Origin of the sequence: Streptomyces sp. BK340 (assembly GCF_007827595.1) — a bacterium.
In the GTDB taxonomy this organism is placed as follows: Bacteria; Actinomycetota; Actinomycetes; order Streptomycetales; family Streptomycetaceae; genus Streptomyces.
In genome coordinates this window covers 199,541-222,143 of record NZ_VISR01000005.1, presented here as the reverse complement: position 1 = coordinate 222,143, position 22,603 = coordinate 199,541, and the positions used below count along the sequence as shown (strand labels likewise).

Below are 22,603 nucleotides of genomic sequence, written 5' to 3'. Positions count from 1 at the left end.
ATCGGAGAGTCTCTGTCCCGGCCATTCGGCCACGAGACGAGTAAGGGGCAGAACGTGATCAACGAATCGGCGCTGCTGGAATCGAAATCCCTGCGCGACAGCGTGCTGGACCGCACGGACGTACTCGACAGAGTCAAGGCGCTGTCGCTGCTGCCGGACGGGATGCATGTGACGACGGCGATGGTGGCGGCGTACTTCGAGGTGAGTCGCAAGGCCATCGAGTCACTGGTGCTGGATCACCGAGAAGAACTGGTGGCCACCGGCTACCGCGTATTGGCAGGTACAGAACTGACCTCCTTCAAGGAGGTCAGTGGGATCCAATCGCGCTCCCGATCCCTCGCGCTGTACCCGCGCCGCGCCGTCCTCAACGTCGCCATGCTGCTCCGGGACAGTGAAGTGGCGCGTCAGGTGCGTGTGTACCTCCTGGACATGGAGTACCTGGCACGCACACAGCCTGTGGATAACTCCGCTCCCACTGACCCCACCTCCCTCGACGACCGCATCGACCAGCGCATCACCCACATCCTCGGCAAGACCGTCGTGCCGATGTTCAACGCCCTGATCGAGACGTCGGGCGAGCATCGCAAGGAGCTGGTGGCCCTGCGGGCGGGAGTCCAGCGCATCGAGCGGCGGCTCCACCAGCACCACGCACGGCTGCAGAGGCTCGAAGGGACCCGAGCCGACCGGCCCGCCGTCGGAGTCGTGGCCGCCATGGACGCCATGAACGGCCGCACGTTCGAGCAGCACATCGCCAAACTGCTGCGCCGGGACGGCTGCACCAACGTCGTCGTACAGGGCGGGCACGGTGACCGGGGCGTCGACATCATCGGGCTCACGGCCGACGGACGACGCCTCGTCGTCCAGTGCAAGAGGTTCGCGCCCTACCTCTCCATCACCAGTCCTGAAGTCCAGAAGTTCGTCGGGTCGGCCAAGGTGCTGTACAGCGCGGACGTGGCGCTCTACGTGGCGACGTGCCCCTTCACCCCCTGAGGCCCTGCACATCGCCGCCGAGGCAGGGATCACCGCCGTACACCGTGGGGTGCTGGAGGAGTGGGGCGCCGGGGAACCGCTGAGGGTCCTGGAGTAGGTACGGCCTGACGCAAAGAGGCCCGAAGCCGCAAGAGGAAGTTGCGGCTTCGGGCCTTCGCCATGCTAGACGACCGGGGTCCTCAACAACCTCTGTCAGCCGCGCAGCTCCGCCGGCGGTGTCCGCTTGCTGTCCACCTTCTGCACCCGGACCAGTTCGCCCCAGACCACGTAGCGGTACTCGGACGTGTAGACCGGGGTGCACGTCGTCAGGGTGATGTAGTGGCCCGGCTTCTTCCTGCCGGACTCCTCGGGGATCTGGGAGAGGACCTTGACGTTGTACTTCGAGGTCTCGGGGAGGATCGAGTACACCTTGTAGACGTACCAGTCGTCCTTCGTCTCGAAGACGATCGGGTCGCCCTTCTCCACCTTGTCGATGTTGTGGAACTTCGCGCCGTGGCCGTCCCGGTGGGCGGCGAGGGTGAAGTTGCCCTTCTTTCCGGTCATGGGCAGCGTGGCCTTGCCCGGGTCCGTGTAGTAGCCGGCCACGCCGTCGTCGAGGACGTCCGTGCCCGTGCCCTTCTCGACCAGGACCTCGCCGTTGCGCATCGACGGCACGTGCAGGAAGCCGATGCCGTCCTTGGTGTCCAGCGCACCGGGCCCGGAGTCGGCGGCGTGGGCCCAGTGGTCGCGGACCTTGTCGGCCTCCCGGTCCGCCTTGCGGTCCGCTATCACGTTCGTCCACCAGAGCGAGTAGACGACGAACAGGCCCAGCAACACGCCCGCCGTGATGAGGAGTTCGCCGAAGACGCTGACCGCCAGCGCGATCCTGCCGGGGCGGCGGCGCGGGGCCTGGGCCGCGTCAGAAGCGTCGGTGTGCTCTTCGGTCTCGTCGGCGGTCGCTGCCACTTGTTCCCTCTGCCTTACTCGATGAGCGCGTCCGGCTTGCCCTTGCTGCGCGGGCGTTCCTCGACCATCTTGCCCCAGACGATCAACCGGTACTTGCTGGTGAACTCCGGCGTACAGGTGGTGAGCGTGATGTACCGGCCCGGCTCGGTGAATCCGGAGCCCCTGGGGATCGGGTTCAGCACGCTGGTGTTGGACGGCGGGGTCACCGGCAGCGTCGAGGTCACCTTGTACACGAAGTACGTGTCCTGCGTCTCGACCACGACCGCGTCGCCCGCCGTGAGCCTGTTGATGTAACGGAACGGTTCACCATGGGTGTTGCGGTGCGCGGCCAGTCCGAAGTTGCCGGTCTTCGCGTCCGGCATCGCCGTCTTCAGCGCACCCTCGCCGTAGTGCCCGACCATGCCCTTGTCGAGCACCTTCTTGTTGCTGACGCCCTCCGCGATCGGCGCCAGCACGTCCAGCTTCGGGATGTGCAGGATGGCGAAGCCCTGCCCCGGCTCGAACACCCCGGGGGCCCGCTTGCCGCTGGCCCAGTCGTCCTGCAGCTGGTGTGTCTCGCTGCCCGCCTGCGCATGGGCACGGACGTTCGTCCACCACAGCTGGTAGGTGACGAACAGCAGCATCAGCACGCCGGTGGTGATGAACACCTCGCCGATCGCCCGGCTCGCGACGACGGCCGGGCCGGGCTTGCGCAGCCGCGCCTGACGCCGGGCCTCGACACGGGAGAGCGGCCGCTGCGGCGACGACTCCGAGGAGGTGTCCGGCCCGCCCGCCGGCCCTCGGGTCCCGCCGTGGCGGCCGCCGCGCCGCTTGGCGGCCTTTCTGCGGGCCGCACGGCCCCCCGGTGTGGTTCCGGTGGCGGAGGAGGCCGAGGAGGCCGCAGAGGCGCGCAGGAACCCGCTCTCCGGGCTCTGCGGCGGAGCGGGGATCCGCAGCGCCACCGTCTCGTCGTCGACCGGCGGCAGCAGCGTGGTCGCCTGCTCGTCCATCGAAGCCGCCGAAGCCATCGGAGGCATCGGCGCCGTAGGGGGGTCGCCCGCGGCCGCGTACGGCGCAGAGCGATAGGACTCGTACGGTGTCTCCCCGTACAAGTCCTCGCGCTCCGGGCGCAGCGCGGTCACGCCGTGGCCCTGCCCACCACCGGGGCAAGCCCCGCAGACCTCGCCACGGCACCCTGGTCGCCGCACTCCACCAGCCAGTTGGCCAGCATCCGGTGCCCGTGCTCGGTCAGCACCGACTCGGGGTGGAACTGCACACCCTCGACCGGCAGTTCGCGGTGGCGCAGGCCCATGATGATGCCGTCGTGCGTGCGGGCCGTGACCTCCAGCTCCGCCGGGACGGTGGCCGGCTCGGCGGCCAGCGAGTGGTAGCGGGTCGCCGTGAAGGGCGAGGGCAGCCCGGCGAAGACGCCCTTGCCCTCGTGCTCCACCGGGGAGGTCTTGCCGTGCAGCAGCTCGGGCGCACGGTCCACCACACCCCCGTACGCCACCTGCATCGACTGCATGCCGAGACAGACACCGAAGACGGGGACACCGGTCGCGGCACAGTGGCGGACCATGTCCACGCACACCCCGGCCTCCTCCGGCGTCCCGGGCCCGGGCGAGAGCAGCACGCCGTCGAAGCCGTCCTGGGCGTGTGCCGTCGACACCTCGTCGTTGCGCAGCACCTCGCACTCGGCACCCAGCTGGTACAGGTACTGGACGAGGTTGAAGACGAAGCTGTCGTAGTTGTCGACGACGAGAATCCGCGCACTCACTGGTTGTCCACCGTCACATCGTTGAAGGGCAGCAGCGGTTCGGCCCAGGGAAAGACGTACTGGAAGAGGACGTAGATCACGGCCAGGACCAGTACGAGTGAGATCAGCGCCCTCACCCACGCGTTCCCCGGCAGATGCCGCCAGATCCAGCCGTACATGCCGTCCCTTCCGTTCCACCACGGCACCTGACTCACGCCGTACTGCACCAGACTAACGGCGCAACGCCTCCGGTTCGCCTGACTCCACGGGCTGGGTGGAATCGAGGTGCGCCCACACGATCAGCCGGTGACTGTGCCCCCATTCCGGATCGCACGTGGTCAGCGTCAGATACCGGCCCGGACGCGTGTACCCCGACTTACGTGGCACAGCGTCGATCACCTCAACGTCCGTCGGCACGGTTTTGTAGGGCCCTTTGTCGATCCGATACGTGAACCAGGTGGTTCCGTCCGTGAGCACCACCGCGTCACCGGACCGCAGCCGCGGGAAGTCCTTGAAGGGGTCTCCGTAAGTGCGCCGGTGACCGGCGACCGCGAAGTTGCCCTCCTGCCCGAGCCGCGCGGTCCCGGTGTAGTGGGCGAGACCCTTCTTCAGCACGTCGGTGCCCGTGCCCTCCAGCACCGGCTTGTTCCACGTGGAACCGAGCCGCGGGACGTACATGATCGCGAACGGCCTGCCGTAGTGGTAGGCCGCCGGATCCGCCGCGCTCGGCGCGGCCCCGCCGCTCCCCCTCGACCACTGCTGGTGCAACTGGTCGATCTGGTCGCTCATGACGCCGTCGGCCTCGACGCCCGTCCAGAACAGCACGTAGACGACGAAGAGCACGATCAGGGTGCCGACGGTGATGCACAGTTCGCTGACGGTCCGGACGATCACGCGCACCGGCGGCTCCTGACGGGGGACCTACTCCACTGGCTTCGCGTAGTGCAGATCCACTGTGCCCGAGTAGCCCGGCAGAGTCACCGTCCCGTCCTCGGTGACTTTCCAGCCGAGACCGTAGACGTTGACGTACACCATGTAGGTCTGGATCGCCTTGCTCGCGGCGAGCGCCTGCTGCAGCTTTCCGGGGTCCCCGACAGCGGTGATCTTGTACGGCGGCGAGTAGACACGGCCCTGGAGGATCAGGGTGTTGCCGACGCAGCGCACCGCGCTGGTGGAGATCAGCCGCTGGTCCATGACCTTGATGCCCTTGGCCCCGCCCTGCCACAGGGCGTTCACCACGGCCTGCAGGTCCTGCTGGTGGATGACCAGGTAGTCGGGCTGCGGCTCGGGGTAGCCGGGGAGCTTGGCGGTCGCGTTCGGCGGGGCGTCGTTGAGGGTGACGCTGATCGCCTTGCCGGTGAGCTTCTGGGTGCCCGCCGTGTCCTCCAGGCCCCGGAGCTTCTCGTCCTGGGCCCTGGTGCTCCCGTCGTCGCCCTCGGCGAGCGCGTCCACGCTGTCACGCAGCGTGGCGTTTGACTCGTCCAGCCCCTTGTTCTTGCGGCTGCGCTCCTGGATCAGGTCGGACAGCTTCAGCAGGGAGCCGTCCTGCCGGATGTCGGTGCCCTTGGCCGTGTTGAAGCTGGTGAAGAAGATGAGCCCGGCCAGAGCGAAGACAGCGATCGTGAGAATCCGCACCGGGCGGAAGCGGGGTCCACGAGACGGGCCGGAACCCGTTGATCCCGTCCCGGGGGAGTCGGCAGAATTGCTCAACGTACCCTTATCTCCTTCGGCGCCGCGGAAGCACTACGCTAACGGACGCCCGGGGGAGCACTCAGTGTCCCCTTGTACGCTGCCCCGGACCGACCCAGTTACCTGCGCGGCCACGCAGCGCATCGACAGGAGAGACCCTCGTGCCGAAGTCACGTATCCGCAAGAAGGCCGACTACACGCCGCCGCCCGCGAAGCAGGGGCAGGCCATCAAGCTCGCCAACCGCGCCTGGGTCGCGCCGGTCATGCTGGCCATGTTCCTCATCGGCCTGGCCTGGATCGTCGTCTTTTATGTGAGCAACGGCTCGCTGCCGATCGACAGCCTGGACAACTGGAACATCGTGGTCGGCTTCGGCTTCATCGCCGCCGGGTTCGGCGTCTCCACGCAGTGGAAGTAGCGGGTCCGCGCTAGCTCTGCCCAGGGTTGTTCACTGAGTTATCCACAGCCTGGTCCAATATCCACACCCCCCTGGGGAAAAGACTACGATCTGTGGATAACCCATCGGACGTTGACGCCGGTGTGACTGCCCTACCGGCCCTCATACATCCGTTCGCCCCCTGCCCGACCTGCGGAAACGCATCCGAGCGGCAGGGGGCACAGCTGTTTCCGCACAGCGTGCACAAGATCCGGCACCCGCTGTGGACAACGGTTCGGTATCAGGTGAGCTGAGCGGTCCTGAGCAGCACCATGACCACCACCACGGCCAGGACGAGCACACAGGTGCCGTACTGGACCAGCGTCCGCTTCTCGCGCGGGGCGTGGACCATGGCGTAGCCGGTGACGACACCGGCGACCAGGCCGCCGATGTGGGCCTGCCAGGCGATGTTGTGGAAGCCGAAGGTGAAGATCAGGTTGATCACCAGCAGGGCGATGATCGGCCGCATGTCGTAGTTCAGCCGGCGCATCAGGACCGCGGTCGCGCCGAACAGGCCGAAGATCGCACCGGAGGCGCCGAGCGAGGCCTGCGACGGGTCTGCGAGCAGATACGTCAGCGCACCGCCGGCCAGCCCGGAGACGAAGTACAGCGCGAGATAGCGGGCCCGGCCGAGGGCCGCTTCGAGCGGGCCGCCGATCCACCACAGGCTGAGCATGTTGAAGCCGATGTGCCAGGGCGCCTCGTGCGTGAACATCGACGTCACGAAGCGGTACCACTCGCCCTCGACGACGCCCATCGTCGGCTGGTAGGGCTTCGGGGGCCACTGGCCGATCAGGACCAGGTCGTTCAGCAGCGAGCTCTTGGCCTGGACCGCGATGAACACGGCGATGTTGATCCCGATGAGGATCTTGGTGACCAGCCGTGGGTCGGCCGTGACCGTCCCGCCGGCCACCGTGCGCGGCTGGGACGCGGCCGGGGCGTGTCCGGTGCCGGAACCGCTGCGTACGCATTCGGGGCACTGGAAGCCGACCGAGGCGCTGACCATGCACTCGGGGCAGATGGGGCGCTCGCAGCGGGTGCAGCGCACGCCGGTCTCGCGGTCCGGGTGCCGGTAGCACCCGGGCAGGCTGCGGGCGTCCTGCGTACTGCCTTCGGCCTGTTCCATGAGATCCCCTTGCTGGTCGTGGCCTGTCCCCCGGCCCATACCCCGCCCCGTTCTTCCCTACGGACGAGCGGGACGTTTGGTTCCCTGCGGTTTTCTGGGGCGGATGCCGGGGCGCGCCCGGATTCAGCCCTCGCGCTTCTCCACGACGATCGTCTCGATGACGACGTCGTTGACCGGCCGGTTGTTCGGGAGCGTGGTCGGTACGGCGGCGATCGCGTCCACGACCTTCTGGCCGGCGACGTCCGCGACCTCGCCGAAGATCGTGTGCTTGCGGTTCAGGTGCGGGGTGGGGCTGACCGTGATGAAGAACTGGGAGCCGTTGGTGCCCGGACCCGCGTTGGCCATGGCGAGCAGATAGGGGCGGTCGAAGCGCAGGTCGGGGTGGAATTCGTCGCCGAACTCGTAGCCGGGGCCGCCGATGCCGTTGCCCAGGGGGTCGCCGCCCTGGATCATGAAGCCGCCGATGACCCGGTGGAAGACGGTGCCGTCGTAGAGCTTGTCGTGGCTCACGGCGCCGGTGCCCGGGTGCGTCCACTCCCGTTCGCCCTGGGCGAGCTCGACGAAGTTTCTGACCGTCGCGGGCGCGTGGTTCGGGAACAGCCTGATGACGATGTCGCCGTGGTTGGTCTTCAGGGTGGCGTAGAGCTGCTCGGCCACGATCCGCCTTCCGTTGTCCTCGTGTGACTCCCCGATCCTCGCACGGTGCGGGGCCCCTGACGCCCGGCCGGCCTGGGTTCCGCCGCGAGGGGAGCGCCCGGCCGTGATTCGTGGCAGGGTCGACAGGGAGCCCTTGTTGCACCCATATGCCCGCCCTCGCATGACGCGCGGGCTGCGGGCAGGCATGATCCTTAAAAGGGTGGAAAGGCGAATTACCGTACGCCACCGAGGAGGAGGAGACCCGTGACCCGCATCGACAGCGTGCGCGCCGCGACCGGCTCGGCGAAGGACAGCGTGCTGCACGCCGCGGAAGTGGTGGCGCCCTACGCCGACACAGCCAAGGAGCGCGCCTCGCACTACGCACAGGAGGCACGCGTACGGCTGGCGCCCGTGGTGTCCCAGGCCGCCGAACAGGCCCGTGTGCAGTACGACGCGCGGCTCGCTCCGCGACTGGAGCAGGCCCTCGCGCATGTGCCGCCGAAGGTGGACCTGGCGGCGCAGGAGGCCGCTGACCTGACCCGGAAGGCCGCACGGCAGGCGGCCGAGTACTCGCGTCCGAAGATCGAGCATGCGATGGCCGCCGCCGCTCCGGTGGCGGACGAGGCCGCCGCGCGGGGTGCCGCCGCGCTGGTGGCGCTGCGCGGCCAGGTCTCGGCGCAGGAGATCCAGAAGCTGGCCCGAAGGAACGAGCGGCGTTCCCGCAGGGGCCGTTCCCTGAAGGTGCTGGCGCTGCTCGGCCTGGTGGCGGGTGGTGCGTTCTGCGCCTGGAAGTGGTGGGACAAGCAGGCCAATCCCGACTGGCTGGTGGAGCCGCCCGCCGCGACGGAGGTGCCCGAGTCCGGCCGGCTGAGTTCGGTGGACGGCACGGGTCCCTCGGCGCTGGACCCGGACGTGCGGGCGAAGCAGGCCGAGGAGGACGCGGCCGACCGGGAGGACAAGGACTGAGGAGGGCTGAGGGGGTCGGCACCGTCCGGGTGCCGACCCGAGTGCCGGCGGGGCCGTGGGGCGGACGACGTGCGGGTCGTCCGCCCCGGACGCGCCTTGAACGGATATCTGCTCCCATGTGCGACATAGTTGTGCAGAAGGTGATCAAGAATCCGGAGAGGCGGCCCGGCCCGCCCCACCCTTCTCACAAGGACCGCCCCTTGAAGACCGTCGTCGTCACCGGAGCCACCAGCGGTATCGGCAGGGCCACCGCGCTCGACCTGGCCGCCCGCCGCTTCAACGTCATCGGCACCGCCCGCACCCCTGACAAGGCGGAGAAGCTCGTGGCCGCCGCGGCCGAAGTCGGGCTCACCGTGCGCACCGTGCTCCTGGACGTGACGGACCGGCGCTCCTGCCAGGACGCCGTCACGGAGATCGACGAGGTGACGGAGGGGGGACCCTGGGCCCTGGTCAACAACGCGGGAGTCGCACCGGTCGGCGCCTTCGAGGACGTGTCCGAGGAGGTTGCCCGGGACGCCCTGGAGGTCAATCTGCTGGGCGTGGCGCGGATGACCCGGCTGGTGCTGCCGGGCATGCGGCGCAGGGGCGAGGGGCGGATCGTCCAGGTGAGTTCGCTCGGGGGGCTGGTCTCCGTCCCGTTCACCGGCTGGTACTGCGCGAGCAAGTACGCGCTGGAGGCCCTGACCGACAGCCTGCGCATGGAGATCGCCGGCAGCGGTGTCCACGCCTGCCTGGTCGAGCCCGGCTTCATCGACACGCCCTTGCTCTCCAAGGGCCTGGCGGACTTTCCGGCCGAGTCGCGGTACGCGCACGGCTACATGGCCGCCCGCCGGCGCGTCGCCTCGTGGTCGCCGCCCGGTCCGGAGACCGTCGCCCGCACCGTGCGCCGCGCTCTCCTCGCGCAGAAGCCGCACCGCCGCTACCGCGTGGGTCCCGGGGCGGTGTCGGCCCCCCTGCTGCGCCTCGCCCCCGCCGGCGTCAGCGACCTCGTCGCGCGTACCGCGCTGCGCCTCAACAAGCGGTGAGGGGGCGCGCGTGACGTGCGCTTCGGCTGATCCGGCCCGGGTCTGCGGCGCCCGCTGCTGTCAGGCCGCCATCGGATGCCGGACGGCGTTGCCGGCAGGTGCCGCCGGAACGGCGCGGCTCATCGAGTCCCGCAGCGCGCGGGCCGCCGGCTCCCAGCTGTAGCAGCCGTCCGTGGACGGAGGGGTCGTCGCGCTCAGCAGGTAGGCGTCCACCAGTTCTTCGAGCAGGGTCGCGGCCTGCTGCTCGCCGGTGCCGAGGAGGGCGGCCGCCGGGGCGGGGGCGGGCCGGTCGGGGGCGCTCGGGGTGAGCAGGGTGTGTGCCGCGCGGCGGAGGTGGGCGGGGAGTGTGGCGAGGGTGCGTTCCAGTGCGGCCCGCAGCCCCAGCGGGTCCTCACCGGCCTGTGCGGCGGTCGTCGCCCAGGTGATCGCCTGACGGGCGGTCCAGTGCGGGCGCAGGCGGAGTCGGGCGGCGACGGCGAACAGGGCGGTGGGCAGGCCGTGGCACAGCTCGGCCAGCTGCCGGGCGCCGTCCGGGTCCATGGTGATGCGGTGCTCGGGCACCAGGGAGACCAGCAGGTGCAGGCAGTCGTCGAGTGGCAGCCGGTCCAGCTCGATGTGTTCGGTGCTGGAGGAGACGAACAGCCGCCGTCGGCTGCTGATGACCGCGCCGCAGCCGTAGCCGGAGGGGAGCAGCAGGCCGAGGTCGTCCGGGCCGGTCACGTCGTCCAGGACCACCAGGACGCGCCGGTCGGCGGTCCAGGTGCGGTACATCAGGCTCAGGTCGGTCGTGCCCAGGTGCAGCAGGTCCTCCGTCGCGCCGAGTCCGCGCAGGAAGGAGCGGAGGATCTCGGCGTGGCCGACGGGCCGTCCGGTGTCGTCGAGGAGGCGGCCGTAGAGCTGGCCGTCCGGGTAGTGGCCGCTGGCCCGGCGGGCCGCGTGCCGGCACAGTTCGCTCTTGCCGGTGCCGGGGGCGCCGCTCACCACGACGAGCGCCGGTCCGGGCGCGGCCTTGGCGGTGAGTGCGCCGATGGCGCGGGCGAGCTGGCCGCCGCGGCCGGTCAGCCGTTCCTGCGGTGCGGGTAGGTGGCACGGCACGCGGGGGGCGGGGGCGGGCGTGGCCGGTGCCGGGGACGGTTCGGCCGGTCGCAGCAGGCTGGTGTCGGACTGGAGGATGGCCGTGTGCAGGGCCTGGAGTTCGGGTGAGGGGTCGAGTCCGAACTCGTCCGCGATCTGGGAGCGGGCGCGCTGGTAGACGCGGAGGGCGTCGGCACGGCGGTCGGTGCGGTACAGGGCCGTCATCAGGTTGCGCTGGACGGTCTCGTTGGTGGGTTCGAGGGCGGCCAGGGAGGTCAGTTCGCCGATCAGCTCGTGGTGCCGGCCGAGCTGGAGGTCGGCCTCGATGCGCAGGGTGGTGGCGCTGGTGTGGAGTTCGTTCAGGCGCAGCGCCTCGGCCTGCAGCAGGGGTCCTTTACGGACGTCGACGAGGGCCGCGTCCCGCCAGAGCGCCATGGCCGCGGCGACCGATTCGCGGGCGCGCCGGTGGTCTCCGGCGCGGAACTCCTTGCGGGCCCGGGCGACGAGCGGCTCGAACCGGTAGGCGTCCACCTGGTCCTCGGGCAGGCTGAGCTGGTAGCCGCCGCTCGCCGTGCCGAGCACGGGCCGGCCGGTGCCGCGGTCGGGTCCGCCGCTCCTCGGGTTGCCGAGGGCGAAGCGTTTGCGGATCTCGTACACGTACGTCTGCAGGGCGGTGTGGGCGCTGGCGGGCGGGTTGTCCTCCCACAGCTCTTCCATGAGCTGCTCGAAGCGCACCACCCGGTTGGCGTTCAGCACCAGTACGGCCAGGGTCTGGCGTACTTTCTGCGCTGCCGGGACGGCGTTGACGCCGGGTTCGCCGGTGTAGATCTCCAGTGGTCCCAGAAGATTGACTCGCATTGGTTCTCCCCGTTGTCCGGCGGACCTCGGCCGGGCGGTGGCCCGGTGTCCGGCTCTGCCGGTGTGGGCCGCGGTTCGTGCGGCCGGCGCGGTGCCGCAGTGCGTCACTGCAGCTCGTTGGCGAACAGTTCCCAGCTCTGCGCGTAGGCCTGGGCCAGGTGGGCCGCGGCGGCCCTGCAGTGCGGGGGCAGGCCGGCGGCGATCCCCTCCCGGTGCCGGGCGAGTGCGGCGCCCGCCTCCAGCAGCCGCAGGAAGGACCGTCCGGTCTCGCTGAAGCGCAGCGCCGGGTCACGGCGCAGGCGGCGGTGTATCTCGCCCAGGTCCGGTGCGGGCCCGGGTGCCGCGGGCGCGGGGGTCCGGCGGGCGGAGCCGCGGGTGCCGACCGGGTCGTCGCCGCGGGCCAGCCGGGCGCGGACGTCGGCGACGGTGGCCGGTGAGATCCCGGCCTCCCGGGCGATCGCGCGCAGCGAGGCCGTCGGGTCCTCCCTGAGCAGGGCGGCGGCCAGGGCGCGGCCGTGGGAGGCGTCCAGTGGGCGGGCGCGCCCGTCGCGGCCGATCCGTTTGGCGCCGGGGGCCGCCGGGTCGAGCACCCGGCGCCGTATCTCGGCCGTCTTGCCGGCGGACAGTCCCGCGAGGGAGGCCACCGCGCGGTCGGACCAGTCCGGCCGGGCGGTGAGGACGCGTTCCGCGGCCGCGGTGCGTTCGGCCAGGGTCAGCGGCAGGCCGTGGGTGACGTTGAGGGCGACCGCCAGCAGGCGCGCGTCCTCCGCGCTGCCGTCGAAGAAGCGGACGGGGATGGTGGTGCGGCCTCGTAGCTGTGCCGCCCGCAGCCGGTGGACACCGTCGACGACCGTCATGGTCGCGCGATGCACGACCACCGGCGGCAGCGCGTCCCCGGCCTGGGCCAGGACCCGGGAGTGGCCCGGGTCCTCCACCCTGCTGCGGGGTGAGTCCGTCACCCGCAGCGTGTCGACGGGGATGTCCTGCACCGGCAGTTCGAGCAGCTCACCGCGGAGTGCGAGCAGGTGCTCGGCGTCGTTGCGGCAGTCGGTTGCGGCCATGGCAGCCTCCAAGCGGGATTCGCGGGCGCCCTCGTCGTCCAGGTTTCCTACTGCCAGCCCGCGTCGCCCGGGGCGGCCTGCGCGTCGGCGAGGACCGTGGGCGAGGCCGCCCGCTGCCAGCCGGCGTCTCCCGCCTGCTGCGCCCTGTGCTCCTGCTGGTGCGTCGCCCCCGTCACGATCGCCAGTGCCGCCGCGATCGCAGCCCCCAGAACAGCAATTCGACGCATCGTCGTCTCCCCTTCAACAGTTGCGTGATCGTTCGTGTCGTGACCGATCCGGTCTGTGATCGGTCCGACAACTGCATTTCACCCGGGGTCGCAGGCCAGGAGAAGGGGTTTTGGGGCGGGCAGAGCGGACATGTCCGCTGGCGGACAAGTCCGGGGCCGGGCCCGGGTCGCGCGCGGCGGGCGGCGGGCGGCGGCCGGGTCAGCGGGCCGTGGGCAGGGAGATGGTGACCCGGGTGCCGAGCAGCGGCCAGCCGCCGAGCCGCGGCCGCGCGGCGACCGTGCTCCACCACAGAAGGCGGGCCGTCACCTCGGCCTGTTCCGGTCCGCCGGCGGCGAGGTAGAGGCCGACGGCGGGCTCGTCGGCGGCGTGCACGGTGACATGGCGGAGCGCCGAGGCCGGCGGTGCGGCGTCGGCGATGGCCCGTGCGGTGTCCTCGGGCAGCTCCAGGCCGGCCGGATGCGGCCCCAGGTGAAGGTGGACGAGGTACATCAATTACAACTCCACGGTAAGACGGTGGCTTTGCCACCCGGGACAAGGCTTTCCAGGACGGCATAGGCGAAAGCGATCTCCGTCACGGCTGCGGTCCCCCCATTCGTGTAATCTCCACATGCATTTCTGTCTCCGCACAGAGAGCCCTAGCAAGGGGGACCAGGGTGTCCGAGGAGGAGATCCCATTGCTTTCTGGACTCGGGATAGACACGGCCTCGGAGGCTGTGTATCGCACGATGCTCGCGCGCCCGGACGGTGATGTCGGCGAGTGGGCCGACGATCTCGGTCTGTCCGAGCACGAGGTACGGGAGTCACTGGACCGGTTGAGCGAGCTGGCGCTGGTCAGAACCTCGGCGGAGAACGAGTCCCGGGTGCGCCCGGTGAACCCGATGCTCGCCCTGGAGGCGCTGTTGGCCCAGCAGCAGGCGGAGTTGGCCGCGCACCAGCAGCGGGTGGAGGCGAGCCGTGCGGTGGTCGCGGAGACCATCGCCCAGTTCGCGGACCAGTACACCCCCGGCGCCGGCGCGGGATTCCATTTCCTGTCCGGTGTCGAAGCCATCCGGGAGCATCTGGAAATCCTCACCAAGGAGGTCCGGGAGGAATTCCTGACATTCGCTCCCGGAGGTCCGCAGACCCCGGAGAACATGGACGCCTCACGCCCGCTCAATCTGCGGCTGCTCAATCGGGGCGTCCGGATGCGCACGGTCTATCTGGACAGCATCCGGCGTGATCCGCCCACCGTCGCCCATGCCGAATGGCTGGCCGCCCAGGGCGCACAGGTCCGCACCACACCCACACTTCCCAATCGCCTCATTCTCATCGACCGACGTACGGCGCTCATCGCGACCGACAGCAAGAACACCGGAGCCGGTGCGGTCCTGGTGGACAACCCGGGCACGATCGCTCTGATGCACGCGCTGTTCGAGACCGTGTGGCAGTCCGCGCGACCCATCGGAACGCGTCCCGAGCGCAGCCGCAAGACACTCACCACGCATCAGGCTGAAGTGCTTCGTCTTATGGCGCAAGGGCTCACCGACGAGGCGATTGCACACCAACTCGGGGTGTCGGACCGGACGGTGCGCCGCACCATGTCCGCGCTGCTGACGCTGCTGGACGCGCGCAGCCGCTTCCAGGCGGGCGTGCAGGCGGTGCGCCGCGGCTATCTGCACGCCGCCGACGACTGACGAGAGGGCCACCCGACCGCACCCCGTCCAACTGTCCACGGGGTGCGGTCGAACGGGCCCGCCCGCCGCCTCCTGAGCCCCCCTTTCCGGACTCGTTCTTCGCCGTTCCCCCTCCTCGCGTCTCGCTTGAGTCGCGGTTGAGCCGGGGTTGGAAACCGCGTGCCAAAGTCGCCGCATGCTTCAAAGGCGTGCTGACCAAACCCTGATCGACCGGATAGGACGGCTCCGTTCCGGTCTCGCGGGGACCCCGCTGATTCCGTTGGCGGACGACGAATGCGACATTGTCGCCAAGCTGGAGTTCTGCAATCCGACCGGCAGCACCAAGGACCGCTCGGCACTGTGGATCCTGGAACGGGCCATCGCCCGTGGGGAGATCACGCGGAACACCACGGTGGTCGAGTCCTCGTCGGGCAACTTCGCCCTGGCGCTGGCCTTTTACTGCCGCATGCTGGGAATTTCCTTCGTGCCGGTGATCGACCCCAATTGCAATGAGGCCACCGAAGCACACCTGCGCCTGCTGTGCCGGAGAGTGGAGAAAGTCTCCACCCGGGACGCGGCGGGCGGATATCTGCGCACCCGCCTGGCCCGGGTACAGGAACTCCTGGTACAACTCGGGCAGGCCTATTGGCCCAACCAGTACGCCAACCCGGACGCCCGTGACGCCCACTACCGCTTCACGGCCGCCGAGCTGATCGCGGAAGCCGGCCCGATCGACTACCTGTTCGTCGGGGTGGGGACGGGCGGCACCATCGCCGGCGTCTCCCATCGGGTCAAGGAGGCCTTCCCCCGCTGCGTGGTGGTGGCCGTGGACACCGAGGGTTCGGTGATCTTCGGCGGTCCGCCGAAGAAGCGGCGCATCCCCGGCATCGGCTCCAGCATCGTGCCGCCCCTGTGCGAGCAGGCGCTGATCGACGAGGTCGAGATCGTCTCCGAGGTGCGTGCGGTCGAGGGCTGCCGCGCCCTGACCGCCAAGTACGGCCTGTACGCGGGTGGTTCGACCGGAAGCTGTTACGCCGCCGTCCAGAGCTACTTCGCCCGCAACCCTCCCGGCGCTCGCCGCCCCAAGGTCGCCTTCATCGCCGCGGACCGGGGCCATGCCTACGCCAAGACCATCTACAACCCCGGCTGGTTCCAGCAGCTCCTCGCGGAAGAGGCCCTGGCCTCGCCCGTCGCCGCGCTGGCCGCCAACTGAAGGAGGACTCTCCCGTGCCCATCGTGACCCCACCGCCCATGACGGTGATCGACGCGGGTGACATCGCCGCCCAGGTCGAGCACAACCGCCCGGAGCTCGTCGAGGTCGTCCGTGCCGCCTACCTGGCCCACGACGCCGGGCAGAGCGCCAACCCGCACAGCTCCTTCCTGCGCTTCCCGCACAACAGCCGCGCCCGCATCATCTCCCTGCCCGCCTACCTGGGCGGCGAGTTCGAGGTGGCAGGCAACAAGTGGATCGCGAGCTTCCCGGAGAACACCCGGCACGGCATCCCGCGCGCCTCCGCCACGCTGATCCTCAACGACTGCGCCACCGGCTTCCCGTTCGCCTGCATGGAGTCGTCGATCATCTCGGCGACCCGGACCGCAGCCTCCGCCGTCCTGGGCGCCGAGACGCTCGTCGGCGAGCGCCGCGCCCGCCGGGTCGGCATCGTCGGCACCGGCCTGATCGCCCAGCACGTCTGGAAGTTCCTGCGCGACCTCGACTGGGAGATCGGCGGCTTCCGCCTGTTCGATCTCGACAGGGACGCCGCGAAGCGCTACGCCGCCGTCGTCGCGGAGCACACCGACGCCGAGGTCGTGATCGCCGACCGGGTCGAGGACGCGTTCACCGACTGCGACCTGGTGGTCCTCACCACCGTGGCCGGCGAGCCCCACCTGCACGATGCGCGGCTGCTCGCCCACAACCCGGTGGTGCTGCACCTGTCGCTGCGCGACCTCGCCCCCGAGCTGATCCTCGCCGCACAGAACTTCACCGACGACGTCGACCACGCCGTGCGCGAGCGCACCTCGCTGCATCTGGCCGAACAGCGCACCGGGAACCGGGACTTCGTCGACGGCACCCTCGGCGACCTGCTCCGGCAGCGGCTGCGCCGGCATCCCGGCCGTCCGGCGGTCTTCTCCCCGTTCGGCCTCGGCGTGCTGGACCTCGCCGTCGGCAAGTGGGTGCACGACCGGGTCGTCGCCGCGGGCGGCGGCCACCCGCAGGCCGGCTTCTTCGACGGTGTGGGGGTGTGACCATGACCGCGAGCGACACCCAGGACCGCTACCTCGTCGTCCGCAACCACGAGGAGCAGTACTCGATCTGGTTCGCCGGCCGCGAGCTGCCCGCCGGCTGGACCCCGGCCGGCCGGCAGGGCACCAAGCAGGAGTGCCTGGACCACATCGAAGCGGTGTGGACCGACCTGACCCCGCTGTCCGTGCGCCGCGAACGGGCGGCGCGGCGATGACCGTCGAGACCACCCCCGCCCTCGACCGGCTGTGGCTGCGCGGCCTCGGCAGCCGGGAGGACACCGCGCGGCAGCGCCTGTTCGTCTTCCCGCACGCCGGTGCCGGCGCCTCCGCCTACCAGCTGGCCCGGCACCTCCCGGACACCGTCGAGGTGTGCACCGTACAGCTGCCCGGACGGGAGAACCGGTTCGGTGAGGAGCCGCTGACCTCCCTGGACACGGTCGTGGACCGGCTGGCGCCGCTGATCGCCGGCCACACCGGGCTGCCGTACGCCTTCTTCGGGCACAGCATGGGCGCGCTGGTGGCGTTCGAGGTGACCCGCGCGCTGCGGGCCCTGGGCGCGGCCCTGCCCGCCCGCCTGTTCCTGTCCGCGCTGCGGGCCCCCGGCCTGCCGGACCGGGACCCGCTGCACCAGCTGCCGGACGCCGACCTGCTCGCCCGCCTCGACGATGTCGAACTCGCCGGTCTCGATCCGGAGCTGCAGGAGCTGCTGCTGCCGCTGATGCGCGCCGACCTGACCGTGTGCGAGACGTACGCGCACCGGGCCGAGGCGCCGCTGCCCTGTCCCCTCACCGTCCTGGCCGGCGCCGACGACGACACCGTCGACGCGGTGGAGCTGGCCGGCTGGCGCGAGCACACCACGGCCGGCTTCGAGCTGCGCCGCTTCCCGGGCGGACACCTCTACGTACGCGGCGCGGAACAGCAGCTGGCGGAAACGATCACGCGCACCGCCCCCGCGTGGGGCTGAGAAAGGATCAGTTCATGTCGACCACCCTGGTCGCCCTGTGGGAGCAGCGGGTCGCCTCGGCTCCCGACTCGGTCGCCGTCGTCGCGGGCCCGCGACAGGCCACCTACGCCGAAGTGGACCGCCGGGCCACGGCGCTCGCCGCCGCCCTGCGGGCCCGCGGCATCGGCCCGGAGTCCCTGGTCGGTGTCTGCCTCGGCCGCTCGGTCGACATGACCGTGGCCCTGCTCGGCATCCTGAAGTCGGGCGCCGCGTACCTGCCGCTGGACCCGAGCTACCCCGCCGACCGGCTGCGGCACATGACCGAGGACTCCGGTGCCGGTCTCGTCCTGTGCGACCGCGCGCACCGCGAGCGGATCCGCGGCGCGGTACCGGGGTCGGTCGACCTGCTGCTCATGGAGGACGTACCCACCGAACCGGCCGCGCCGTTCACCTCTCCGGCGCGGCCGCACCACCTCGCGTACGTCATCTACACCTCCGGCTCCACCGGCCTGCCCAAGGGGGTGGCCGTCGAGCACGCGGCGATCTCCTCCTTCCTGCGCAGCGTCGCCGAGCGCCCCGGGCTCGCCCCCGGCGACCGGGTGCTGGCGCTGACCCCGCTGTCGTTCGACATCTCCACGCTGGAGCTGTTCCTGCCGCTGACCCTCGGTGCGACCGTCGTCATGGCCCCGCAGGCGGCCAACACCGACCCCGAGGTGCTGGCCGCCGCCATCGAGGACGGCCGGGTGACCGTGGTCCAGGCGACGCCGACGACCTGGCGGATGCTGGTGGCCTCCGGCTGGCGGGCCGGCCACGGCCGGGTCCTGCTGTCCGGCGGCGAGCCCCTGGATACGCAGCTGGCCCGCGATCTGGTGGCCACCGGCGGCACCCTGTGGAACCTGTACGGGCCGACCGAGGCCACCGTGTGGGCCACCGCGGCCCGCATCGACGAGGCGGGCGACCGGGTCACGGTCGGCACCGCCCTGTCCAACACCCGCCTGTACGTGGTCGACGAGCACGGCCGTGAGGCGGGGCCGGGCGTCACCGGCGAGCTGTGGATCGGCGGCGAGGGCGTGGCCCGCGGCTACCTGGGCCGGCCCGCGCTGACCGCCGAGCGTTTCGTCCCGGACCCCTTCGGGGACGGCACCGGGCGCCTGTACCGCACCGGCGACCTCGCCCGCTGGAGCACCGACGGCGACCTGGAGCTGCTGGGCCGCAACGACCACCAGGTCAAGGTGCGCGGCTACCGCATCGAACTCGGCGAGATCGAGGACTGTGTGCGCAGCCACCCCGAGGTGGCGGACGCGGTGGTGGTCGTCGACCGCGAGGCGGCCGGCGGCGACCGGCTGGTGGCCTTCCTGGTCGCCGCGCCGGACGCCCGCGACGCCGCGGCCGGGCTGCCCGGCCGGGTCCGCGACCACCTCGCCGCACACCTGCCGGCCCACATGGTCACCCAGGGCTACGCCGTCCTCGACGCGCTCCCGCGCACGCCCGCGGGCAAGGCCGACCGGGGCGCCGTGCTCGCCCTCGGCTACGACCGTGTCCGCGAGCCGGGCCGGGAGAACACCGGCGGTCCGCTGCCGGCGCACACCGACGCGGTGCGCGCGGTGTGGGCGGAGATCCTCGGACTCACGGACGTGGGGCCGTACGACGACTTCTTCGCTCTGGGCGGCCAGTCGCTCGCGGCGGTGCGCGCGGTGGCGCGGCTACGCGAGGTGCTCGGGGTGCCGGTCGGCGTCCAGTCGGTCTTCGCGCATCCGGCACCGGCCGCCCTGGCGGCCGCGCTCGAGGAACTGGAGGCGGTCGACGAGGAACCGATCCGTCCGGCGACGCGGGCCGAGCTGTCCTTCGGTCAGGAGCGCATCTGGTTCTTCGAGCAGGTCAACGAGGACGTCCCGGCCTACCACCTGCCCGTCGCGCTGTCCTTCCCGGACGGCCGGGCCGAGCTGCCCGCACTGGAGCAGGCGCTGACCGCGCTGGTCGACCGCCACCAGACGCTGCGCACCGCGCTGGTCCCCGCCGACGGCCGGGTCCGCCCCGAGCTCCGCGAGACCGCGCACGTCCGGGTGCCGTGCACGGAGGTGACCGAGGAGGAGCTCCGGACGCTGCTGACCGAGCGGATCCGCGCGCCCTTCGCCCTCGACCGGGCACCCCTGCTGCGCGCGGACGTGCTGCGCACCCCCGGGCGGGACGTGCTGTTGCTGACGATCCACCACATCGCCTGCGACGGGACCTCGGTGGACCTGCTGGTGCGCGAACTCGGCGACCTCTATGCCGGCCTGCGCGCAGGTCGCCGGCCGTCCCCGGCACCGCTGCCGGTGACCTACGCCGACTTCGCCCAGTGGGAGCACGAGCGGATCAGCGGCGCCGAACTGGAGCGGCTGCTCGCCCACTGGCGGGAGCGGCTGGCCGGGGTGCCCGCGCTGGAACTGCCCACCAGCCGGCCCCGCCCGGCCGTCGCGAGCCACCGCGGCCGGCGGACGTTCCTGCGCGTCCCGGCCGGGCAGGCCGAACAACTGCGGGCGGCCTGCCGTGCCGAGGGCGTCACCCTGTTCATGGGTCTGCTGGCCCCGCTGCAGGTGCTGCTCGGCCGGTACGCCGACGAGACCGACGTGGCCGTCGGCACCCTGATGGGCGGCCGGCCGCGCCCGGAGACCGCCGGGATGTGCGGCTACTTCGTCAACACGGCGGTGCTGCGCACCGACCTGAGCGGCGACCCCACCTGGTCCGAACTGCTCGGCCGGGTGCGGGAGGTGGCCCGGGACGCCCACGCGCACCAGGAGCTGCCGTTCGAGAAGCTGGTGGCGGAGCTGTGCCCGGAGCGCGACCTGAGCCGCAACCCGCTCTTCCAGGTGCTGTTCGCCCTGCACGAGGAGCCCCCGGCGGGCGCCCTGCCGGAGGTGTACGACCGCAAGGAGCTGGAGGGCCGCCTCGGCTCCGCCCGCTTCGACCTGGCGTTCGACGTGACCGACCACGCGGTGGGCGACGGCGGCCTCAGCATCTCCGTCGAGTACGCGACCGACCTGTTCGACGAGGACTTCGTCGAGGGTCTCGGCCGGCACCTGCTGCGGGTGATCGAGCAGATGGTGGCGGACCGCGGCGCCCGGCTGTCGGAGCTGGAGATCCTCTCCGCCGGGGAACTGCGCGCCCTGGCCGCCGGTGACCTCGCCGAGCCGCTGCCCGAGCCGAGCACCCTGGTGCGGATGTGGGAGCGGCAGGTGCGCACCACCCCGGACGCGGTGTGCGTGGCGGGCGACGGCACCTCGCTGACCTTCGCCGAGACCGACCGGCGGGCCGCCGCGCTGGCCCGTGCGCTGCGCGCGCAGGGCGTCGGGCCCGAGCAGCTGGTCGGTGTGTGCCTGGAGCGATCGGTGGAACTGGTGGTCGCCCTGCTGGGCGTCCTGAAGGCCGGCGGCGCCTATGTGCCGCTCGACCCCGGCTACCCGGCGGACCGCCTGCAGTACCTGCTGGAGGACTCCGGCGTACGCCTGGTGGTGGCCGACCCCGGACACCCCTCGGCGGGCCTGTTCGACGGCTCGGTCCGGGTGGTCCCCGTCGCCCAGGAGCCCGGCGGCCTGCCCGAGCCCGGGCCGGCCGACGAGGCGCAGCCCCACCACCTGGCCTACGTGATCTACACGTCCGGATCCACCGGCAAGCCCAAGGGCGTGGCCATCACCCACGCCAACATCACCGGCTTCCTCGCCTGGAACCAGCGGCTGTGCCGCCTGACCGGCGACGACCGGGCGCTGCTGAACCACTCGGTGGCGTTCGACAACTCGGTGTGGGAGATCTTCCAGTGCCTGGTCTCCGGCGCCCAGCTGCACCTGGCGGGCCCCACGGCCGCCTACGACCCGGAGGCGTTCCTGCGCGAGGTGTCCGAGCGCGGCATCACCACGCTGAACGCGACACCCTCGCAGATGCGCATCCTGCTGGAGTCCGGCGCGGACTGCACGGCCCACCTGGCCTCCGTGCGGCTGGTGTTCACCGGCGCCGAGGCAGTCCCCCACGACGTGGCCCGGCGCATCCTGGAGGTCACCCGCCCCGGCTGCCGCGTCTTCAACGAGTACGGCCCCACCGAGGCGACCGTCACCTCCGCGTTCTGCCCGATCACCGAGGACCTGGTCGACCGGCACGCGCACCGGCCGAGCGTCCCGTTCGGCCAGGCCACCGACAACGCCCGCCTGTACGTCCTGGACGACCGGCTGCGCCCGGTGGTCCCGGGCTGCCGGGGCGAGCTGTACGTCGGCGGCAGCGCGGTCGGCCGCGGCTACCTGGGCAAGCCGGCGCGCACCGCGCAGGCGTACCTGCCCGACCCGTTCGCCGAGGAGCCGGGCGCCCGCATGTACGCCACCGGTGACGTCGTACGGCTGCTGCCCGACGGCAACCTGGTCTTCCTCGGCCGCAACGACCACCAGGTCAAGGTGCGCGGCTACCGCATCGAACTCGGCGAGATCGAGTCGGCGCTGCGCGACCACCCGGCGGTCGCGGACTGCGCGGTCGCGGTGCGCCGGACCAGCACGGGGGTGGAGCAGCTCGCCGCCTACGTGATCCCCGAGCCGCCGGTGCGGGACGCGGACGCGGCCGGGCTGCGGGCGCACCTGGCGGACCGGCTGCCGCCGTACATGCTGCCGCAGGGCTTCACGGTCGTCGCGGAGATCCCGCTCACCCCGAACGGCAAGGTCGACCGGGACGCACTGCCCGACCCGCGGCCGGCCGGCGCGCCCGCGACCGGCCGGGAGCACACCACCGAGGAGCAGACGCTGGTGGCCGAGGTCTGGCAGGAGTGCCTGGGCTTCGACGGGGTCTTCGGGCCGGACGACAACTTCTTCGACGTCGGCGGCAACTCGCTGGCCATCACCGCGGTCGCGGCCCGGCTGAGCGAGCGGCTCGGCCACCGCGTCTCCCCGGTCCTGGTCTTCCGCAATCCGACCGTCGCGGGCCTCGCGAAGGCCGTCGAGGCGGCGGCGTGAGCACACAGAGCGTGAGCACACAGAGAGAGA

The 22,603-nt window shown here is 71.4% G+C and carries 21 protein-coding genes and 1 pseudogene; 10 read left to right on the top strand and 12 right to left on the bottom strand.

Going from position 1 to position 22,603, the window contains the following annotated elements:
• The first annotated feature begins 54 nt into the window (after positions 1–54).
• On the top strand, positions 55–990 hold the full coding sequence (locus tag FB157_RS12850; RefSeq protein WP_261386291.1) for a restriction endonuclease: 936 nt from the start codon (positions 55–57) through the stop codon (positions 988–990).
• Positions 991–1,182: 192 nt separating this feature from the next.
• On the opposite strand, the gene FB157_RS12845 is transcribed toward FB157_RS12850, so the two are convergent.
• The 6 genes and pseudogenes from FB157_RS12845 to FB157_RS12820 all read right to left on the bottom strand — a co-directional run bounded on the left by FB157_RS12845 (position 1,183) and on the right by FB157_RS12820 (position 5,380).
• Positions 1,183–1,935 (bottom strand): class E sortase, encoded by a 753-nt coding sequence (locus tag FB157_RS12845; RefSeq protein ID WP_145879042.1) that lies wholly within the window; start codon positions 1,933–1,935, stop codon positions 1,183–1,185.
• 14 nt (positions 1,936–1,949) lie between these two features.
• On the bottom strand, positions 1,950–3,056 hold the full coding sequence (locus tag FB157_RS12840) for a class E sortase (RefSeq protein ID WP_145879039.1): 1,107 nt from the start codon (positions 3,054–3,056) through the stop codon (positions 1,950–1,952).
• Positions 3,053–3,691, bottom strand: coding sequence for an aminodeoxychorismate/anthranilate synthase component II (locus tag FB157_RS12835; RefSeq protein WP_145879037.1), 639 nt, complete (start codon positions 3,689–3,691; stop codon positions 3,053–3,055). Before FB157_RS12835 ends, FB157_RS12840 begins: the two co-directional genes overlap by 4 nt.
• Positions 3,688–3,885, bottom strand: coding sequence for a hypothetical protein (locus FB157_RS12830; protein WP_186581498.1), 198 nt, complete (start codon positions 3,883–3,885; stop codon positions 3,688–3,690). The genes FB157_RS12835 and FB157_RS12830 overlap by 4 nt, the downstream gene beginning before the upstream one ends.
• A 64-nt stretch (positions 3,886–3,949) precedes the next feature.
• Positions 3,950–4,564 (bottom strand): annotated as a pseudogene (locus tag FB157_RS12825) (class E sortase); the annotation flags it as partial.
• 27 nt (positions 4,565–4,591) lie between these two features.
• Positions 4,592–5,380, bottom strand: a complete 789-nt coding sequence (locus tag FB157_RS12820) for a DUF881 domain-containing protein (RefSeq protein WP_145879031.1) — start codon at positions 5,378–5,380, stop codon at positions 4,592–4,594.
• A gap of 140 nt (positions 5,381–5,520) precedes the next feature.
• On the opposite strand from FB157_RS12820, the gene crgA reads away from it, so the two are divergent.
• Positions 5,521–5,775: a cell division protein CrgA gene (crgA, locus tag FB157_RS12815; RefSeq protein WP_145879029.1), complete on the top strand. Its 255-nt coding sequence runs from the start codon at positions 5,521–5,523 to the stop codon at positions 5,773–5,775.
• 259 nt (positions 5,776–6,034) lie between these two features.
• Here crgA and FB157_RS12810 read toward each other — a convergent pair whose 3' ends face one another.
• Together FB157_RS12810 and FB157_RS12805 are read right to left on the bottom strand one after the other, a co-directional pair.
• Complete coding sequence (locus FB157_RS12810; protein WP_145879027.1) at positions 6,035–6,919, bottom strand: rhomboid family intramembrane serine protease; 885 nt, start codon at positions 6,917–6,919, stop codon at positions 6,035–6,037.
• 123 nt (positions 6,920–7,042) lie between these two features.
• Positions 7,043–7,576, bottom strand: coding sequence for a peptidylprolyl isomerase (locus tag FB157_RS12805; RefSeq protein ID WP_145879025.1), 534 nt, complete (start codon positions 7,574–7,576; stop codon positions 7,043–7,045).
• A gap of 243 nt (positions 7,577–7,819) precedes the next feature.
• Here FB157_RS12805 and FB157_RS12800 point away from each other — a divergent pair, with 243 nt between their 5' ends.
• Together FB157_RS12800 and FB157_RS12795 are read left to right on the top strand one after the other, a co-directional pair.
• Positions 7,820–8,521, top strand: coding sequence for a DUF5324 family protein (locus tag FB157_RS12800; protein ID WP_145879023.1), 702 nt, complete (start codon positions 7,820–7,822; stop codon positions 8,519–8,521).
• Between the two features lie 200 nt (positions 8,522–8,721).
• Positions 8,722–9,546 carry an SDR family oxidoreductase gene (locus tag FB157_RS12795; RefSeq protein ID WP_186581477.1) on the top strand — a complete coding sequence of 275 codons (825 nt, stop codon included), beginning with the start codon at positions 8,722–8,724 and terminating at the stop codon, positions 9,544–9,546.
• Positions 9,547–9,606: 60 nt separating this feature from the next.
• Here FB157_RS12795 and FB157_RS12790 read toward each other — a convergent pair whose 3' ends face one another.
• The 4 genes from FB157_RS12790 to FB157_RS12775 form a co-directional block, all read right to left on the bottom strand.
• A complete protein-coding gene (locus FB157_RS12790) occupies positions 9,607–11,478 on the bottom strand; it encodes an AfsR/SARP family transcriptional regulator (RefSeq protein ID WP_145879019.1) in 1,872 nt (623 codons plus the stop codon).
• Positions 11,479–11,582: 104 nt separating this feature from the next.
• Positions 11,583–12,539, bottom strand: a complete 957-nt coding sequence (locus tag FB157_RS12785; protein ID WP_145879017.1) for a ParB N-terminal domain-containing protein — start codon at positions 12,537–12,539, stop codon at positions 11,583–11,585.
• A gap of 47 nt (positions 12,540–12,586) precedes the next feature.
• A complete protein-coding gene (locus FB157_RS12780) occupies positions 12,587–12,766 on the bottom strand; it encodes a hypothetical protein (RefSeq protein ID WP_145879015.1) in 180 nt (59 codons plus the stop codon).
• A 199-nt stretch (positions 12,767–12,965) separates the two neighbouring features.
• Positions 12,966–13,256 carry a hypothetical protein gene (locus FB157_RS12775; protein ID WP_145879013.1) on the bottom strand — a complete coding sequence of 97 codons (291 nt, stop codon included), beginning with the start codon at positions 13,254–13,256 and terminating at the stop codon, positions 12,966–12,968.
• Between the two features lie 164 nt (positions 13,257–13,420).
• Here FB157_RS12775 and FB157_RS12770 point away from each other — a divergent pair, with 164 nt between their 5' ends.
• From FB157_RS12770 to FB157_RS12745, 6 genes are all read left to right on the top strand, one after another.
• On the top strand, positions 13,421–14,440 hold the full coding sequence (locus FB157_RS12770) for a LuxR C-terminal-related transcriptional regulator (RefSeq protein WP_315903813.1): 1,020 nt from the start codon (positions 13,421–13,423) through the stop codon (positions 14,438–14,440).
• A gap of 175 nt (positions 14,441–14,615) precedes the next feature.
• Entirely contained in the window at positions 14,616–15,632 is a 1,017-nt protein-coding gene (sbnA, locus tag FB157_RS12765; protein ID WP_145879012.1) for a 2,3-diaminopropionate biosynthesis protein SbnA, read from the top strand.
• A gap of 38 nt (positions 15,633–15,670) precedes the next feature.
• Positions 15,671–16,666, top strand: coding sequence for a 2,3-diaminopropionate biosynthesis protein SbnB (gene sbnB / locus FB157_RS12760; protein ID WP_145879430.1), 996 nt, complete (start codon positions 15,671–15,673; stop codon positions 16,664–16,666).
• A 2-nt stretch (positions 16,667–16,668) separates the two neighbouring features.
• On the top strand, positions 16,669–16,878 hold the full coding sequence (locus tag FB157_RS12755; RefSeq protein WP_145879010.1) for an MbtH family protein: 210 nt from the start codon (positions 16,669–16,671) through the stop codon (positions 16,876–16,878).
• A complete protein-coding gene (locus FB157_RS12750) occupies positions 16,875–17,627 on the top strand; it encodes a thioesterase II family protein (RefSeq protein WP_145879008.1) in 753 nt (250 codons plus the stop codon). The genes FB157_RS12755 and FB157_RS12750 overlap by 4 nt, the downstream gene beginning before the upstream one ends.
• Positions 17,628–17,641: 14 nt before the next feature.
• Entirely contained in the window at positions 17,642–22,573 is a 4,932-nt protein-coding gene (locus tag FB157_RS12745) for a non-ribosomal peptide synthetase (protein ID WP_145879007.1), read from the top strand.
• Positions 22,574–22,603: the final 30 nt, after the last annotated feature.

Excerpts from the sequence above, each read along its gene's own strand:
- FB157_RS12780 (WP_145879015.1), bottom strand. The coding sequence starts at position 12,766 with ATGCGTCGAATTGCTGTTCTGGGGGCTGCGATCGCGGCGGCACTGGCG.
- FB157_RS12750 (WP_145879008.1), top strand. The coding sequence starts at position 16,875 with ATGACCGTCGAGACCACCCCCGCCCTCGACCGGCTGTGGCTGCGCGGC.
- sbnA (WP_145879012.1), top strand. The coding sequence starts at position 14,616 with ATGCTTCAAAGGCGTGCTGACCAAACCCTGATCGACCGGATAGGACGG.
- FB157_RS12790 (WP_145879019.1), bottom strand. The coding sequence starts at position 11,478 with ATGCGAGTCAATCTTCTGGGACCACTGGAGATCTACACCGGCGAACCC.
- FB157_RS12775 (WP_145879013.1), bottom strand. The coding sequence starts at position 13,256 with ATGTACCTCGTCCACCTTCACCTGGGGCCGCATCCGGCCGGCCTGGAG.
- FB157_RS12745 (WP_145879007.1), top strand. The coding sequence starts at position 17,642 with ATGTCGACCACCCTGGTCGCCCTGTGGGAGCAGCGGGTCGCCTCGGCT.
- FB157_RS12785 (WP_145879017.1), bottom strand. The coding sequence starts at position 12,539 with ATGGCCGCAACCGACTGCCGCAACGACGCCGAGCACCTGCTCGCACTC.
- sbnB (WP_145879430.1), top strand. The coding sequence starts at position 15,671 with ATGACGGTGATCGACGCGGGTGACATCGCCGCCCAGGTCGAGCACAAC.
- FB157_RS12810 (WP_145879027.1), bottom strand. The coding sequence starts at position 6,919 with ATGGAACAGGCCGAAGGCAGTACGCAGGACGCCCGCAGCCTGCCCGGG.
- FB157_RS12755 (WP_145879010.1), top strand. The coding sequence starts at position 16,669 with ATGACCGCGAGCGACACCCAGGACCGCTACCTCGTCGTCCGCAACCAC.